The organism is Mycobacterium sp. MOTT36Y, assembly GCF_000262165.1.
Taxonomy (GTDB): Bacteria; Actinomycetota; Actinomycetes; order Mycobacteriales; family Mycobacteriaceae; genus Mycobacterium; species Mycobacterium intracellulare.
The window spans coordinates 1,045,238-1,061,811 of record NC_017904.1 but is presented as its reverse complement, the minus strand read 5'-3'; the positions used below and the strand labels follow the sequence as shown (position 1 = coordinate 1,061,811).

At 68.7% G+C, this 16,574-nt stretch carries 11 protein-coding genes and 1 tRNA gene; 6 read left to right on the top strand and 6 right to left on the bottom strand.

Annotated elements, in window-relative coordinates; genetic code table 11:
* The 4 genes from eno to mfd form a co-directional block, all read right to left on the bottom strand.
* Positions 1-1,293, bottom strand: coding sequence for a phosphopyruvate hydratase (eno, locus tag W7S_RS05250; protein WP_008254221.1), 1,293 nt, complete (start codon positions 1,291-1,293; stop codon positions 1-3).
* 47 nt (positions 1,294-1,340) lie between these two features.
* Positions 1,341-2,069, bottom strand: a complete 729-nt coding sequence (locus tag W7S_RS05245) for a lytic transglycosylase domain-containing protein (protein WP_008254220.1) — start codon at positions 2,067-2,069, stop codon at positions 1,341-1,343.
* A gap of 317 nt (positions 2,070-2,386) precedes the next feature.
* Positions 2,387-3,367, bottom strand: a complete 981-nt coding sequence (locus tag W7S_RS05240) for a nucleoside triphosphate pyrophosphohydrolase (protein WP_008254218.1) — start codon at positions 3,365-3,367, stop codon at positions 2,387-2,389.
* On the bottom strand, positions 3,367-7,038 hold the full coding sequence (mfd, locus tag W7S_RS05235; RefSeq protein ID WP_168160310.1) for a transcription-repair coupling factor: 3,672 nt from the start codon (positions 7,036-7,038) through the stop codon (positions 3,367-3,369). Before mfd ends, W7S_RS05240 begins: the two co-directional genes overlap by 1 nt.
* Before the next feature lie 176 nt (positions 7,039-7,214).
* Between mfd and lysA the strand changes: the two genes are divergently transcribed.
* Positions 7,215-8,564, top strand: coding sequence for a diaminopimelate decarboxylase (gene lysA, locus W7S_RS05230; RefSeq protein WP_008254214.1), 1,350 nt, complete (start codon positions 7,215-7,217; stop codon positions 8,562-8,564).
* An 84-nt stretch (positions 8,565-8,648) separates the two neighbouring features.
* Here lysA and W7S_RS05225 read toward each other — a convergent pair whose 3' ends face one another.
* Positions 8,649-9,242, bottom strand: coding sequence for a TetR/AcrR family transcriptional regulator (locus tag W7S_RS05225; RefSeq protein WP_008254212.1), 594 nt, complete (start codon positions 9,240-9,242; stop codon positions 8,649-8,651).
* A 157-nt stretch (positions 9,243-9,399) separates the two neighbouring features.
* Here W7S_RS05225 and W7S_RS05220 point away from each other — a divergent pair.
* From W7S_RS05220 to W7S_RS05200, 5 genes are all read left to right on the top strand, one after another.
* Positions 9,400-9,471 (top strand) — tRNA-Gln (locus tag W7S_RS05220).
* A 132-nt stretch (positions 9,472-9,603) separates the two neighbouring features.
* A complete protein-coding gene (gene glmU / locus W7S_RS05215) occupies positions 9,604-11,085 on the top strand; it encodes a bifunctional UDP-N-acetylglucosamine diphosphorylase/glucosamine-1-phosphate N-acetyltransferase GlmU (RefSeq protein WP_008254210.1) in 1,482 nt (493 codons plus the stop codon).
* Positions 11,086-11,176: 91 nt separating this feature from the next.
* Complete coding sequence (locus W7S_RS05210) at positions 11,177-12,157, top strand: ribose-phosphate diphosphokinase (RefSeq protein ID WP_008254209.1); 981 nt, start codon at positions 11,177-11,179, stop codon at positions 12,155-12,157.
* A complete protein-coding gene (gene arsC, locus W7S_RS05205) occupies positions 12,158-12,502 on the top strand; it encodes an arsenate reductase (glutaredoxin) (protein WP_008254208.1) in 345 nt (114 codons plus the stop codon). It begins immediately after the preceding gene.
* Positions 12,499-13,155 (top strand): LpqN/LpqT family lipoprotein, encoded by a 657-nt coding sequence (locus tag W7S_RS05200; RefSeq protein WP_008254207.1) that lies wholly within the window; start codon positions 12,499-12,501, stop codon positions 13,153-13,155. Before arsC ends, W7S_RS05200 begins: the two co-directional genes overlap by 4 nt.
* A gap of 2 nt (positions 13,156-13,157) precedes the next feature.
* On the opposite strand, the gene W7S_RS05195 is transcribed toward W7S_RS05200, so the two are convergent.
* Positions 13,158-16,454: a LuxR C-terminal-related transcriptional regulator gene (locus W7S_RS05195; RefSeq protein ID WP_081490149.1), complete on the bottom strand. Its 3,297-nt coding sequence runs from the start codon at positions 16,452-16,454 to the stop codon at positions 13,158-13,160.
* Between the last annotated feature and the right edge of the window lie 120 nt (positions 16,455-16,574).

Below are 16,574 nucleotides of genomic sequence, written 5' to 3'. Positions count from 1 at the left end.
CTATTTGGCCTCCGGCGGCGTATACCGCGGGAAGGCGAGATCGCCGGCGTAGCGGGCGGCATCGCCGAGCGCCTCCTCGATCCGCAGCAGCTGGTTGTATTTGGCGACGCGCTCGCTGCGGGCGGGCGCACCGGTCTTGATCTGCCCGCTGCCGACGGCCACCGCCAGGTCGGCGATCGTGGTGTCCTCGGTCTCGCCGCTGCGATGGCTCATCATCGTGCGGTAGCCGCTGTGATGGGCCAGCGCGACGGCGTCGAGCGTCTCGGTCAGCGTGCCGATCTGATTCACCTTGACCAGCAACGCGTTTGCCACACCCTTGTCGATACCCTCTTCCAGGCGTTCGGGATTGGTGACGAAGATGTCGTCGCCGACGATCTGCAGCCGGTCACCGATGGCCGCGGTCAGGGTCGCCCAGCCATCCCAATCGTCTTCCGACAGTGGGTCTTCGATGGACACCAGCGGATAAGACCCGAGCAGCCCGGCGTAGAACTCCGTCATCTGCTCCGCGGTGCGGGTGCTGCCCTCGAATTTGTAACCCGTCCCGTCGGTGAAGAACTCGGTGGCCGCCGCGTCGAGGGCCAGCGCCACGTCGGCGCCGAGTTTGAAGCCGGCCGAGTCGATGGCCCGGCTGATCAGGTCCAGTGCCGCGGTGGTGCCCGCCACGTCGGGGGCGAAGCCGCCCTCGTCGCCCAGGCCCGTGCTCAAGCCCTCCTTCTTGAGCACCGATTTCAGCGAGTGATACACCTCGGCGCCCCAGCGCAGCGCCTCGGCGAAGCTGGGCGCGCCGATCGGCGCCACCATGAACTCCTGGATGTCGACGGCGGTGTCGGCGTGCGCGCCGCCGTTGAGAATGTTCATCATCGGCACCGGCAGGATGTGCGCGTTCGGGCCGCCGAGGTAGCGGAAAAGCGGCAACTCGGCGGAATCGGCGGCCGCCTTGGCCACGGCCAGCGACACACCCAGGATCGCGTTGCCGCCCAGCCTCGACTTGTCGGGCGTGCCGTCCAGGTCCAGCAGCGCCTGGTCGACCAGCCGCTGATCGTCGGCGTTGAGGCCGATCACCGCCGGGCCGATCTCGTCCAGCACGGCCTGCACGGCCTTCTGCACACCCTTGCCGGCGTAGCGCTCGCCACCGTCGCGCAACTCGACGGCCTCGTGCTCACCCGTCGACGCGCCCGACGGCACCGCCGCGCGGGCAAAGGTCCCGTCGATCAGGGCAATCTCGACCTCGACTGTCGGGTTGCCGCGGGAATCGAGGATCTCGCGGGCCCCGACCTGCTCGATAATCGGCACTGGGGTTCTCCTTGTTCGCGTAAGGCCTGGGTCAGCGATACATCCTGCTATAGCGGGTGACCTTTCGCGTAAGCGGTCGCCCAATCCCGGACCGCCCGGGCGTAGACCCCGGAATTGTTGTAGGCCCGCAGCGCGGTGATCCAGCCCCGCGGCGTCGCGAGATCCTTTCCGCGCCAACACAGGTAGCCCGCCGCGGCGAGCGCCGCGTCGTCGATGTTGTCGGGGCTGACGCGGCCGTCGTTGTGAGCGTCGACACCATAGAGCCGCCACGTCTCGGGGATGAACTGCATCGGCCCCATGGCACGCGTCACGCCGTCGCCGTCGGTGAGGTCCTCGTCGGTGTCGACGATGCGCAGCGTCCCGCCGCTGCCGTCGAGCCGGACACCGCGGATCGGCGGGCTGACGTCCCCGTTGGGGGCCAGCGTGGCGCCGCGGTAGGTGCCGTGGTGGCTCTCGACCTGTCCGATGCCCGCCAGCGTGGTCCAGGCGATGTGGCACTTCGGGTTCTCGACTTCGGCGACCCGGGCCGCGTACGCGTAGGCCTCGAGCGCGATCAGCGGGATCTCCAAGGCCGCCGACCGTGGTTGGGCCCAGTCGCGCAACTGTTCCGCGGGCCGACCGCTGGCGTGCGTGTCCACCGGCGGCACCGGGTCGCCCGCGGGGGGCGGCACGCCGTCGGGGATGAACAGGCTGAGTTGCCACGTGCAACTGGAGGCCAGAACGATCGCGGTCGCGCCGATCACGGCGGCCGCGCGCATCCAACGCCTCGGCGACACCATGCTTTCCTGAGCTCCCCTAAACTCGCCTGCACCAACTTCCGCCACACCATCGTCCCATGCGTTCGGGGACTGCTCGGTCGCGTCGGGCCTCGGCGCACCGGCGTCGTGCCGGGTTCAGCTAATTACCGATTAGCTGCTGGCCGCCTTGGCTAGCGCGGTCAGACCAACGCCGACCACGGGGATTCGCAACCTCATCCGCGATATTACCGACGGGCCGAGGACAAATCCGGCAAACACCGCGGCGATCGCTCTCTCCGATGACGGCGGGCGGGAAATATCCGTGGCGCGCCCGCCCGCGAGGCGTCGTCGCGCGCTCAGGCCTCGTCGGCAACGGCGTCGGTGGCGGCCTCCTTGGGGGCCGAGTCACCCGTCGGCCAGTGCTCGCGCCACTCCTTTTCGGAGACTTCACCGAGCGGGGCCACGTCGAACTCGTCGGGGACGTCTCCCCCGCGGCGCGCCGTGGCGATCGCCCGTTCCGCACCACGAACCGTGTCGACGAAGTCCAGAACCGCTGTGCGCAGAGCGCTTTCGGCATCGACATCGGCCGACACGCGGATCGAGGTGATTTCGTCGGGGATCAGGTCGGCGGGCACACCGGCTTTGCCGGCGCGCTGAATCACCTTCTGGGCGAGCGCCAGCGCGGGCTGCCCCGTGTGCACATCGTCCATCACCGATTTGCGCGGCTTTTCGGACGCCTTGCGCTCTTCCCACTGGGCCAACTGCTCTTCGAGCGAAATCGATTGCCCGGCAAGCACTCCCGGGACCCGATTGCCCAGTTTGCGCATCAGGGCGCCGGCGACGTCATCGATGGTGAAGGCGGACTGCGGCGCCTCCTCGGCGATGCGGGCGTGGAAGAGGACTTGCAGCAGCACGTCGCCGAGCTCGTCGCGCAGCGCATCGGCGTTGCCGCTGCCCACCGCGTCCAGCAGCTCGTAGGTTTCCTCCAACAAAAACCTGCGCAGCGAATCGTGGGTTTGCTCACTCTCCCAGGGCCCGGCGGTGCGCAGTTTGTCCATCATGGCCACGGCGTCGACCAGCCGTTCGCCGCGCGGCGTCTCGGGCGCCGAGATCAGCCGGGCCCCGGCCGCCAGGCGGGCGGTCACGGCCGGGTGGTCGGGGTCGGACGACAGCAGCACCGGCGCGTCCGCACCGGAGTGCACCGGACGCGCCGCCGACAACGACCAGGGCACCGCGACGGGCATCTCCTCGGTGTACTGCACCTCACCGGCGAGATGCTCGATGGCTTCGATGGGGACCAGCGACGGGCGGCGGGGGTCGAACAACACGACGATCATTACCGCCCCTCACTCGTCATCGATGCAGGCAGTTCACTCGTTATACCAATATCCGTCTGAGCTTTGCCCTGCAGTGCGGTCACCAGGTTTGCCACCATCTGCACCAGCTCGACGTCGCGCAGCCGCGGCGCGCCCACCCCGCCGGCGCGCGGGATGGGGACCTGCACGGTGGAGGTCGTGGCGCGGTAACTCGCCGCCGGATACATCCGCTTGAGCCGCACCTGCGCCGAATCCGGCAGCGTCATCGGCGAGAGCCGCACGGTGGCCGCCGACGGCGCCGACACCTCGGTGATGCCCGCGGCGCGGCACAGCAGCCGCAGCCGGGCCACCGCCACCAGCCGCAGGGCCGGCTCGGGCAGCGCTCCGTAACGGTCGACGAGTTCCTCCACGACCGCGTCGATCTCGCCGTCGGAGGCCGCCGCGGCCAGCCGGCGGTACGCCTCGAGCCGCAGCCGGTCGCTGGCGATGTAGTCCGGCGGCAGGTGCGCATCGACCGGCAGGTCGATGCGCACGTCCTTCGGCTCCTCGGCCGTCGTGACGGTGTGGCCGTCGGCGGCCGCGCGGTAGGCCTCCACGGCCTCGCCCACCAGGCGGACGTACAGGTCGAAGCCGACGCCGGCGACGTGCCCGGACTGCTCGACGCCCAACACGTTTCCGGCGCCGCGGATCTCGAGGTCCTTCATCGCGACCGCCATGCCAGCGCCGAGCTCGTTGTTCTGCGCGATGGTGGCCAGCCGGTCGTAGGCGGTCTCCGTCAGCGGCGCATGCGGCGGATACAGGAAGTAGGCGTAGCCGCGCTCCCGGCTGCGGCCGACCCGGCCGCGCAGCTGGTGCAGCTGCGACAGGCCGAAGGTGTCGGCGCGCTCGACAATCAGCGTGTTGGCGTTGGAGATGTCCAGCCCGGTCTCCACGATCGTGGTGCACACCAGGATGTCGTATTCGCGGTTCCAGAACCCCTGCACCGTGCGTTCCAGCCGTTCTTCGGGCATCTGCCCGTGCGCGACGACCACCCGCGCCTCGGGCACCAGCTCCCGGATCTTCGCCGCCGTCCGGTCGATGGAGCTGACCCGGTTGTGCACGTAGAAGACCTGCCCGTCGCGCAGCAGCTCGCGCCGCAAGGCGGCCGCGACCTGCTTGTCGTCGTGCGGGCCGACGTAGGTCAGCACCGGGTAGCGCTCCTCGGGCGGGGTCAGGATCGTCGACATCTCGCGGATCCCGGCCAGGCTCATCTCCAGCGTGCGCGGGATCGGGGTGGCGCTCATGGTCAGCACGTCGACGTGGGTGCGCAGCGACTTGATGTGCTCCTTGTGCTCGACGCCGAACCGCTGCTCCTCGTCGACGACCACGAGGCCGAGGTCCTTCCAGCGCACCCCCGTCTGCAACAGCCGGTGCGTGCCGATCACCACGTCCACCGACCCGTCGGCCAGGCCCTCGATCACGGCCTTGGACTCGGCGGGGTCGGTGAACCGGGACAGGCCCTTGACGGTCACCGGGAACCCGGTCATCCGGTCGGTGAAGGTCTGCAGGTGCTGGTCTGCCAGCAGCGTGGTGGGCACCAGCACGGCCACCTGCTTGCCGTCCTGGACCGCCTTGAACGCCGCCCGCACCGCGATCTCGGTCTTGCCGTAGCCCACGTCGCCACAGATCACCCGGTCCATGGGGATCGGCTTTTCCATGTCCCCCTTGACCTCGGTGATCGCGGTCAGCTGGTCGACCGTCTCGGTGTACCCGAACGCGTCTTCCATCTCGGCCTGCCACGGGGTGTCCGGGCCGAACGCGTGCCCGGGGCTGGCCTGTCGCTTGGCGTACAGGGACACCAGCTCGCCGGCGATCTCGCGCACCGCGCGGCGCGCCTTGGTCTTGGTGTTGACCCAGTCGCTGCCCCCGAGCTTGCTCAGCGCCGGCGCCTGCCCGCCGACGTACCGCGACAGCTGATCCAGCGAATCCATTGGGACATAAAGCTTGTCTGTATTTTTGGCCGCGCCACCACGGTTCTTGCTGGACGCGTACTCCAGCACCAAATACTCGCGCCGGGCGCCGCCGACGGTGCGCTCGACCATCTCCACGAACCGGCCGATGCCGTGCTGATCGTGCACGACGAGATCACCGGCGGTCAGCGCCAACGGGTCAACGGTGTTGCGCCGCTTGGCCGCCAGGCGCTTGCCCTCGACGGCGGCGACCCGGCTGCCGGTGAGGTCGGTCTCGGTGATCACCACCAGCGTGGCGCCGGGGATGATGACGCCGTCGTGCAGCGGGCCCTTGAGCACGCCGACTATCCCCTTTTTCGGCCGAACTTGGCCTGCGGCCCCGGATTCCAGCATGGCGGCGGGCGTGTCGCATTCGGCCAGCCGTTCCACCACGCGGTGCGCGGTGCCGGCGCCCGGGGCGACGACGACGGCGTAGCCGCCGGTGCTGACGTGCGCGCGCAGCATCGCGAAGATGCCGTCGATGTCGTGCTGATGGCCGCGCGCCGAGGGCGCCGCCCGGATGTCCAGCTCGACGGCCGACTCGTCGGACAACTGGCTCAACGTCCACCACGGATGCCCGCCCTTGGCGGCCGCGGCCCGCACGTCGTCCAGCTCGGCGAATCCCGATCCGCCGAATTGCGCGACGTCGACGGGGGCGTCCGTGCCCATGGCGGCCGCCGACCACGAGGCTTCGAGGAATTCGCTGCCGGTCTTGATCAGGTCGGCGGCGCGGGTGCGGATCTTCTCGGGGTCGCACAACAGGATCGGGGTGCCCTGCGCCAGTTGGTCGGTCAGCAGCACGTGCTCGCCGGGCCGCAGCACGGGCAGCAGGGCCTCCATGCCGTCGACCGCGATGCCCTCGGCGAGCTTGGCCAGCATGTCGGTGACGCTGCCGGTGATCGCGGGCTCGGTCGCCGGGTGCCGCGCGGACAGCTCGGCGGCCCGTTGCCGCACCTCCACCGTGAGCAGCAGCTCGCGGCAGGGCACCGCGATCAGGGTGTCGACCTCGATCTCCGGGATCGAACGCTGATCGGCGACGGAGAACATCCGCATCTCGCTGACCTCGTCACCCCAGAACTCGATGCGCACCGGGTGCTCGGCCGTCGGCGGGAAGACGTCGAGAATCCCGCCGCGCACGGCGAACTCGCCGCGCCGGCCCACCATGTCGACCCGGGTGTAGGCCAGCTCGACCAGCCGGGCGATCACGTCCTCGAATTCGACTTCCGCACCGACGCTCAACGTGACCGGCTCGATCAGGCCGAGCTGCGGTGTCATCGGCTGCAGCAGCGAGCGGGCCGCGGTGACCACGACCTGAAGGGGAGGGCCCAGCCGCGCGTCGTCGGGGTGGGCCAGGCGGCGCAGCACGGTCAGCCGGGCGCCGACGGTGTCGACGCCCGGCGAGAGGCGCTCGTGCGGCAGCGTCTCCCAGGACGGGAAGACCGCGACGGCATCGCCGAAGACGCCGCGCAGTTCAGCGGTCAGGTCGTCGGCTTCGCGCCCGGTCGCGGTGACTACCAGCAAAGGACCCAACCGCGCCAGCGCGCTGGCCACGAACAACCGTGCGCTGGCTGGACCCACCAGGTGCAGCTCGGCCGGCGACGCGGCCGCGCTGTCGATCAGCTGCTGGAAGGTCGGCGCGGTGAGCGCCAATTCAACGAGCCCCGCGATCGGGGTTTCTGGGCGAGCAGCCCCCGGTGCGGTCATGATGGATTCCATTCTAGGGCGGCTTGCCCGGCTCCTTCCTCCCGCCGACGCGGCGCTCGCCGTCGCCGGGCGGGGGGACCGCCGGACACGCCGATCCGCGTCAATATCGGGCTCGGCGTCGTCAAGGGATCGTCAAGAAAGCTCTACGCGTGCGCCCGCGGGCGCACGTTGGATTCATGACATTGCTGGACATTCTGCCGTCGCTCGGCCACGCGGCTCCGCCGCGCTTCGACCCGGCGATCTGGCCGCTGACCGCCCATCCCGACGAGGAGGGCAGGCTGTGCGTCGGCGGTGTGGCGCTGGCCGATATCGCCGACGAATTCAACACCCCGGCCTACGTGATCGACGAAGCCGACTTCCGGCATCGCGCCCGCCGCTATCGCAAGACGCTAGGCGGCGCTGGGAACACAGTGGTCGTCTACGCCGGCAAGTCGCTGCTGACCACCGCGGTGGCCCGCTGGGCCCGCGACGAGGGCCTCGGCGTCGACGTCTGCTCGGCCGGTGAACTGGCCACGGCCCTGGCCGGCGGCGTGGACCCGGCCCGCATCGTCATGCACGGCAACGCGAAATCGCCCGACGAGCTGCGCGACGCCGTGGGCGCCGGGGTGGGGCGCATCGTGGTGGACTCCTGCATGGAGATCGCCTACCTCGCCGGGCTGGCGCGGCGGCGCCAGCGGGTGCTCATCCGGGTGACGCCCGACATAGACATCCACGGGCACCGCGCCGTCACCACCGGCGTCAGCGACCAGAAGTTCGGCTTCACGCTCGCCGGCGACCACGCCGCCGACGCCGTGGCCCGCGTGCTGGCGCACCCCATGCTCGACCTGGTCGGCCTGCACTGCCACATCGGCTCGCAGGTCAGCGACGCCGCCCTGTACGGCGAGGCCATTCGGCGGATGATCGCCGCAATGGCCGACATCCGGGCCCGGCACGGCGTCATCCTCACCGAGCTGAACATCGGTGGCGGACATGCGATCCCATACGTCCCCGGCGACCGCGAGCTGGATCTCGACGAGCTGGCCGCGGCGATCGAGGACGCCCTCGACGAGGCCTGCGCCGCCGAGCAGTTCCCCCGCCCGCAGATCGTGGTGGAACCGGGCCGGGCCATCAGCGGCCGCGCCGGCGTGACCCTGTATCGGGTGCGCTCGGTGAAGACGCAATGCGGCGGTCGCACCTTCGTCGCCGTCGACGGCGGCATGAGCGACAACCCGCGGGTGGCGCTGTACGGCGCGCAGTACGCCGTCGCGCTGGCCAACCGGCATCCGCTGGGGCTCAAGCAAACCGTCACCGTGGCCGGCCGGCACTGTGAATCGGGCGACGAGATCGCCCGCGACATCGAGTTGCCGGCGGATCTGCGCCCCGGCGACCTGCTGGCCGTGGCGTGCACCGGCGCCTACCACCACAGCATGGCGTCCAACTACAACATGGTCGGCAGGCCGTCGCTGGTGGCCGTCAAGGATGGCCGGGCCCGCGAACTGGTTCGCCGCGAGACCGTCGCCGACCTGATGGCGCGTGACTGCGGGTAGCCCGTCGCGGTCTACTCGTCGGGCGTAACGCCACGGCGAAAATTCCGACCGATTATCGCCGTGCCGTTACGCGCGCGAAGCGGTCTACTCGTCCTGCAGGCGGGGGTCGGCCTCCAGCCCGATCAGCCCGTTCCACATGAGGTTGACCAGGTGCGCGGCCACCACTTCCTTCTTGGGCTCGCGGGTGTCGAGCCACCACTGCGCGGTCATGGACACCGAGCCCACCAGCGCCTGGGCGTAGAGAGGAGCCAGGCCCGGATCCAGGCCGCGACGGGAGAAATCACCGGCCAGGATGGAGCTGACCTGGTTGACGGCGTCGTTGAGCAGGCTCGAGTAGGTGCCCGAGCTGATCGCGGCCGGCGAGTCGCGGATCATGATCCGGAAGCCGTCGGTGCGCTCTTCGACGTAGGTGAGCAGGGCAAGGGCGACCCGCTCGACCCGCACCCGGGAGCGGTTGTTGGTCAGCGACGAGGTGATGCCGTCCAGCAGCGCCGACATCTCCCGGTCGACGACCACGGCATAGAGGCCCTCTTTGCCCCCGAAATGCTCGTAGACGACCGGCTTGGACACGTTGGCCCGCAGCGCGATCTCCTCGATCGAGGTGCCTTCATACCCGCGCTCGGCGAACAGCGAACGCGCGATGCCGATGAGTTGTTGGCGGCGTTCGGTGCCGGTCATCCGCGCGCGCGGCGCCCGCACCTCTTTGTCGGGTCCTTTTTGCGTTTGGGGGTCCAGCACGGCCACGTCAATCAGCGTATCGGGCGGTGGGCGGTTCGGTGGGCCGCAAGCGCCCCGCATCGTCATCCGACTAAGCCGACTAAAGTCTTCTTGGCGATCCGTCGTGGTGTAATCGGCAGCACCTCTGATTTTGGTTCAGATAGTTCAGGTTCGAGTCCTGGCGACGGAGCTTCCTCCGAATCGGGCGCGGGTCTCCCGCGGCTCGATTTTTTGCCTTCACCGCAGATGAGGTGACACGCTTGACGGCGTGTCGGCGCTTCCGCGCGCAGCCCGCGCGGGACGAACCCGAAAAGGAGGGTTGATGTCGTCTCCTGGTGATACCGCGGTCGTGGTGCTCGCGGCCGGGCCCGGCACCCGGATGCGGTCGGACACCCCGAAGGTGCTGCACACCATCGGCGGGCGCAGCATGCTGTCCCACCTCCTGCACGCGATCGCCAAGGTGGCGCCGCAGCACCTGGCCGTGGTGCTGGGCCACGATCACGAGCGCATCGCCCCGCTCGTCGCCGACTGGGCCGACGCCCTCGGACGCCCCATCGACGTGGCCCTGCAGGACCGGCCGCGGGGCACCGGCGACGCCGTCCTGTGCGGCCTGTCCGCGCTGCCCGAGGACTACGCCGGGGTGGTCGTCGTCACCTCGGGCGACACCCCGCTGCTGGACGCCGACACCCTCGCCGACCTCATCGCCGCCCATAGCGCGGCGCCGGCCGCGGCCACGGTGCTGACCACGACGTTGAGCGACCCCAGCGGCTACGGCCGCATCCTGCGCACCCAGGACAACCAGGTCACGGCGATCGTGGAGCACGCCGACGCCACCGAATCCCAGCGCGAGATCCGCGAGGTCAACGCCGGCGTCTACGCCTTCGACATCGCGGCGTTGCGCTCGGCGCTGAACCGGTTGAGCTCCAACAACGCCCAGCAGGAGCTGTATCTGACCGACGTCATCGCCATCCTGCGCGGCGACGGCCTGGCGATCCACGCCCGCCACGTCGACGACAGCGCGCTGGTGGCCGGCGTCAACAACCGGGTCCAGCTCGCGCAGCTGGGCGCCGAGCTCAACCGGCGCATCGTCGCCGCCCACCAGATGGCCGGCGTCACCATCGTCGACCCGGCCACCACCTGGATCGACGTCGACGTGACGATCGGCCGCGACACCGTGATCCACCCCGGGACTCAGCTGCTGGGCCGCACCCAGGTCGGCGGGCACTGCGTCGTTGGCCCGGACACCACCCTGACCGACGTCAGCGTCGGCGACGGCGCCTCGGTGGTGCGGACCCACGGCACCTCGTCGTCCATCGGCGCCGGGGCCACCGTCGGCCCGTTCACCTACCTGCGGCCCGGCACCGTGCTGGGCGACGACGGCAAGCTGGGCGCGTTCGTCGAGACCAAGAACTCCACCATCGGCACCGGCTCCAAAGTGCCGCACCTGACCTATGTCGGGGACGCCGACATCGGCGAGCACAGCAACATCGGCGCGTCCAGCGTGTTCGTCAACTACGACGGCGAATCCAAGCGGCGGACCACCATCGGTTCGCACGTCCGCACCGGGTCGGACACCATGTTCGTGGCTCCGGTGACGGTCGGCGACGGCGCCTACACCGGCGCGGGCACCGTGGTGCGCAACGACGTCCCGCCGGGAACGCTGGCGGTCTCCGCAGGTCCGCAACGCAACATCGAGGGCTGGGTGCACCGCAAGCGCCCCGGCAGCGCCGCCGCGCAAGCGGCCGAGGCCGCCGAAAAGGCCACCGGCCAGCCGCCCGCCGCAGAAACCGAACAGACATCGTGACGTCGGTAGCTGGCAACCCGGCCACATTTCCGTACGATTCGCTTCGTACGATGGGCACTTCCATTGGGATCCGAACGGCAAGGGCAGCACGGTGAGCCACGACTGGACCGATAACCGCAAAAATTTGATGCTCTTCTCCGGTCGGGCGCACCCCGAGCTGGCCGAGCAGGTGGCCAAGGAGCTCGACGTCCACGTCACCGCGCAGACCGCGCGCGAGTTCGCCAACGGCGAGATCTTCGTCCGGTTCCACGAATCGGTCCGCGGGTGCGACGCCTTCGTGTTGCAGTCGGCGCCGGCGCCGGTGAACAACTGGCTGATGGAACAGCTCATCATGATCGACGCGCTCAAGCGGGGCAGCGCCAAGCGGATCACCGCCGTCATGCCGTTCTACCCCTACGCCCGCCAAGACAAGAAGCACCGCGGCCGCGAACCGATCTCGGCGCGCCTGGTCGCCGACCTGCTCAAGACCGCCGGCGCCGACCGGATCGTGACCGTCGACCTGCACACCGATCAGATCCAGGGCTTCTTCGACGGGCCCGTCGATCACATGCGCGGGCAGAACCTGCTCACCGGCTACATCCGGGACAACTACCCCGACGGCAACATGGTGGTCGTCTCCCCCGACTCCGGCCGGGTGCGCATCGCCGAAAAATGGGCCGACGCCCTGGGCGGTGTCCCGCTGGCGTTCATCCACAAGACCCGCGACCCGCGGGTGCCCAACCAGGTGGTGTCCAACCGCGTCGTCGGTGAGGTGGCGGGACGCACCTGCGTTTTGATCGACGACATGATCGACACGGGTGGCACCATCGCCGGCGCGGTCAAGCTGCTGCACGACGACGGCGCGGCCGACGTGGTGATCGCCGCGACGCACGGTGTGCTCTCCGACCCGGCGGCCGAGCGGCTGGCCGGCTGCGGCGCCCGGGAGGTGATCGTGACGAACACCTTGCCGATCGGTGAGGAGAAGCGTTTCCCGCAGCTGACGGTCCTGTCCATCGCGCCACTGCTGGCCAGCACCATCCGTGCTGTGTTCGAAAACGGCTCGGTCACAGGGCTGTTCGACGGGGACGCCTAAATGGCCGACACCGTCATCTACCACAACCCCCGCTGCAGCACCTCCCGCAAGACACTGGACCTGTTGCGCGACAGCGGCCTTGAGCCCGAAGTCGTCGAGTACCTGAAGAACCCACCGTCGCGTGCCGAGCTGGTGAAGATGATTCGCGACGCCGGCATCGACGTGCGTACGGCGGTGCGCAAGCGTGAATCGCTGTATGAGGAGCTCAATCTCGCCGACGCGACCGATGAACAATTGCTCGACGCCATGGTCGAACACCCGATCCTGATCGAACGGCCCTTCGTCGTCACGACGAAGGGCACTCGGCTGGCCCGCCCGATCGACGCGGTCCGCGAGATTCTGTGAATCGGTTCGGCAGCTGCGCGGCCGGTGCCGCGATAGTTGCACTGGCCGTGTCGGCCGCCGGGTGCGCCCCGAAAGCTCCTGACTATCAATCGATCTTGTCGAAGACGCCGACGACCTCTACCACCACCCCGACGGCAAAGCCGGTCCCCCTGTCGCAGTATCTGCAAAGCATCGGGGTTACCGGCCAACCCGTGGCACCGGGATCCGTTCCCGGCCTGACGATCTCGATCCCGACGCCGCAGGGCTGGGCGCCGTTCACCAGTCCCAACATCACACCGCAAACCTTGATCATCTCCAAGGGCGGTAAATTTCCGACGGCGCGGCTGGTGGTCTTCCAGCTGAACGGGGATTTCGACCCGGCCGAAGTCATCAAGCACGGCAACGACGATGCGCACCTATTCGAGAACTTCAAGCAGCTGGACGCCTCGGGCGCGCCGTACAACGGCTTCCCGTCGTCGATGATCCAGGGCAGCTACGACCTCGACGGTATGCGGCTACACAGCTGGAACCGAATCGTCATCCCCACCGGGCCGCCGCCGGACCGCAAGCGCTACCTGGTGCAGCTGACCATCACCAGCATGGCCAACCAGGCCGCCGCGGAGTCGACGGACATCGACGCGATCATCCGCGGATTCGTCGTCGCGGCGAAATAGATTCAGGAGCGACGGCCCGCTTCCTGCACCAACTGGACCCGGGATGTCAGGCCGAGCTTCGAGTAGACGTGGGTGAGGTGCGTCTGAACGGTGCGCGGCGAGATGAAAAGCCGCGCGCCGATGTCCTTGTTGCCCAGTCCTTCACGGACCAGGCGTACAACATCGTTTTCCATGGGCGTCAGCGATTCCCAGCCGCTACTCGGGCGTTTGCGTTCGCCATGCCCGCGTTGCGCGTAGGCGATCGCCTCTTTGGTGGACAGTGCGGCGCCCTCGTCCCATGCGGCGTCAAAGACATTCTGCCCCAATCCTTCTCGTATGGCCGCTACCGCCGAGTCGTAGCCCTCCTGATACAACGCAAAGCGGGCATGACCCATGCGCTCGCGGATCGCGGCGGACGCGCCGAGCAGGCGGGCCCCGTATGAATGGGTGCCGACGTCGGCCGCCAATCGGACGAGGCATTCCAACGCGTCGGCCACCCGCAGATATCCCTGGGTGCGGGCGGCGATCACGAGGGCTTCGTGTGCGTCGCGCTCGGCCTGGTCGAGATCGCCCTGGGCTAACGCGATGTGCGCCCGCACCGTTCGCGCACCCATTTGGTGCCAACCCGGGACCACCGCGACGGTGTCATCGACCCAACGGCGGGCGGCGGCGACGTCACCGCATGCCAGCGCGGCCTCAGCCATCGGATTGAAACACCTCGCGTAGAGCTCGCGCGCCGGAACCGTATGCCGCCACGCCTCTTCGGCGGCCTGCCGTGCGCCCGCGGCATCGCCGGTAATCAGGGCCGCATACGCAAACATCGCATACATGGTGTCTCCGTAGAGTCCACCCATGGCCTCGGCGGCATTGAGTGCGGATTGCGCAGACGTTAGCAGGGTGGCCGCCCGCCCCTGGAAGGCGAGCACCTGTCCATAGCCCACTTGACCGAAGACCGTCATCGGGAGATCGCGGGCAGCCTCTGCTTCCTCGGCCAACGCATGCAGGACCTCTTGCGCCTCGGTGAGATTGCCCTGCATGCACAGCGCCAGGCCCAACCACGTCCGACAGTTCCGGGAGAAGAACCGATCGCCGAGCGCGTCAGCAAGGTCACGTCCTTCTTCCGCCGCCGCCCGCATCGGAATAGGTTCACCTGCATAGCAATTCGTCACCGCCAGATAGGCAAGAGTCTGACACAGACTCCACCGATCATCGATCGCACGAACCAGGTCGATGGCCTCGTCAACGTAGGATTCGAGTTTGTCGACCTCGTAGAGTGCCAACGCGCCCCGCCCCACCAGGGCCAGGGCGAGCAACGCCGGGACGTCGAGCTCACGAGCGATCGCCAACGCCTCGCGGGAACGGTCCACATCCCCGCGGGCCCCCGCCCACGCGCACAGCACACCGTGATAGGCGACCCCGCGCACCCAGGCCGCGGGCGTGACGTGCGATCGCGTTTCGTCGGTCAATAGCGCGTCGAACCCCGCCAGTCCTTCCCGGAACCGCCCGCAGCGGATCCAGACCTGCTGTACCGCGGACACCAGCTCCAGCGCAATCTCCGGCTCGGATTTCTCCAGGCTCCAGCTGTAGGCGGCTCGCAGGTTGTCGATTTCGCTTTGCGCCCAATTCAACAGCGCCTCAAGGCCGCTCAACCCATGTGACTCTAAGTCAATGGCCCTGGCCGTGTAGTAGTCGCGGTGGCGCGTGCGAACCTCGTCGGCCTCACCGGACTCACCAAGCTTTTCCTGGGCGTACTGGCGCACCGTCTCCAGCAAGCGGTAGCGCATCCCGTCGGCGGTGTCGTCGGCGACGACGAGAGATTTGTCGACCAGCAAGCTCAATTGATCCAGCAGCTGGTAGCTTTCGACATCGCTGTCGGCGCCGACGGCTTGGGCAGCATCCAGGTCGAAACCGCCGGCGAACGCGGCCAGCCGCCGAAACAGCACCTGCTCCGGTTCCGTCAGTAGCGCGTGCGACCAATCCACCGAGGCTCGCAGCGTCTGCTGGCGGCGCACCGCGGTGCGCGCACCCCCGGTGAGCAACCGGAACCGGTCATGCAGGCTGTCCACGATCTGATGCAACGACAGCGCCCGAACCCGCGCGGCGGCGAGCTCGATCGCCAATGGCATGCCGTCCAGACGCTCGCAGATCTGCTCGAGCAGTGCCCGGTTTTCCTCTGTCACAACGAATTCGGGGCGAGCACGCCGCGCCCGGTCGATGAACAATTCGATGGCCTCGTCGGCAAGGGACAACGACGGAACCCGCCAGCTCAACTCCCCGGGCAAGCCCAGCGGCTCGCGGCTGGTGGCCAGGATCGTCAATCGTGGGCAGGCCGCCAGCAATTCGACGACCATCGCGCCGCACGCGTCAAGCAGGTGCTCACAATTGTCGAGCAACAGCAATACCTTCTTGTCGCCGAAGAACCGAACGAGCAGATCCATGGTGGAGCGGCCCGGTTGATCGGGCAGTCCGAGCGTGCGGGCCACGGTCACCGGCGCCACTTCGGGGATGGTGATCGGCGCGAGGTCGACGTACCAGACCCCATCGGAGAAGTCCGCGGCCACTCGTGCGCCGCTTTCGACGGCCAGCCTGGTCTTTCCCGCGCCGCCGGCTCCGGTCAGCGTCACCAGCCGGTTGGCGGTGACGATGTCCCGCAACTCGCCCAGTTGCGCTTGGCGGCCGACAAAGCTCGTCAACTGGGCGGGAAGGTTCTGCGCCACAACAGCTGTGCGGACGCGCAGCGGCGGGAACTCGTTGCGCAGATCGGGATGACACACCTGCACGACCCGTTCGGGACGCGGGAGGTCTCGCAAGGGATGGCTGCCCAGATCGGCCAGCCAGACGTCCTCGGGAAGGCGGTCGACGACCAGCGATTCGGTCACCCCCGACAACACCGTCTGACCACCATGCGCCAAGTCGCGTAGCCGCGCGGTGCGATTGATCGTCGGGCCGGCGTAGTTGGCGTCGTCGCGCAGCTGGATCTCGCCGGTGTGGATTCCGATGCGCAGCCGGATCGGGGCCAGCGGGGCCCGCTGCAACTCCACCGCACAGGCCACCGCGTCGGACGCCCGCGCGAAGGCGGCCACAAAGCTGTCGCCCTCACCCTGTTCGAGCGGGCGCACCCCGTCGTGCGAGGCGATCGCCTCGTTCACCGTCTTGTTCAGCTGGACCAGCGCGGCCGTCATCTCCTCGGGCCGCGTTTCCCACAGCCGCGTCGAGCCCTCGACATCGGCCAGCAGCAACGTCACCGTTCCGGTCGGCAGCAACTCGACCACGCCCAAATCGTCCCAGGTTAGCGACGGTATTTCCGCATGTTGGCTCATGTTAGTCAGCATCGCCTCCGCCGACTAGGCAAAACATCGGCCAATACGCGCAGATCGCCTTCGCGCGGCGCGCGGATCTACGACCCTCGGGCCGTAGATCTACGCGCCAGGGCGGATGGT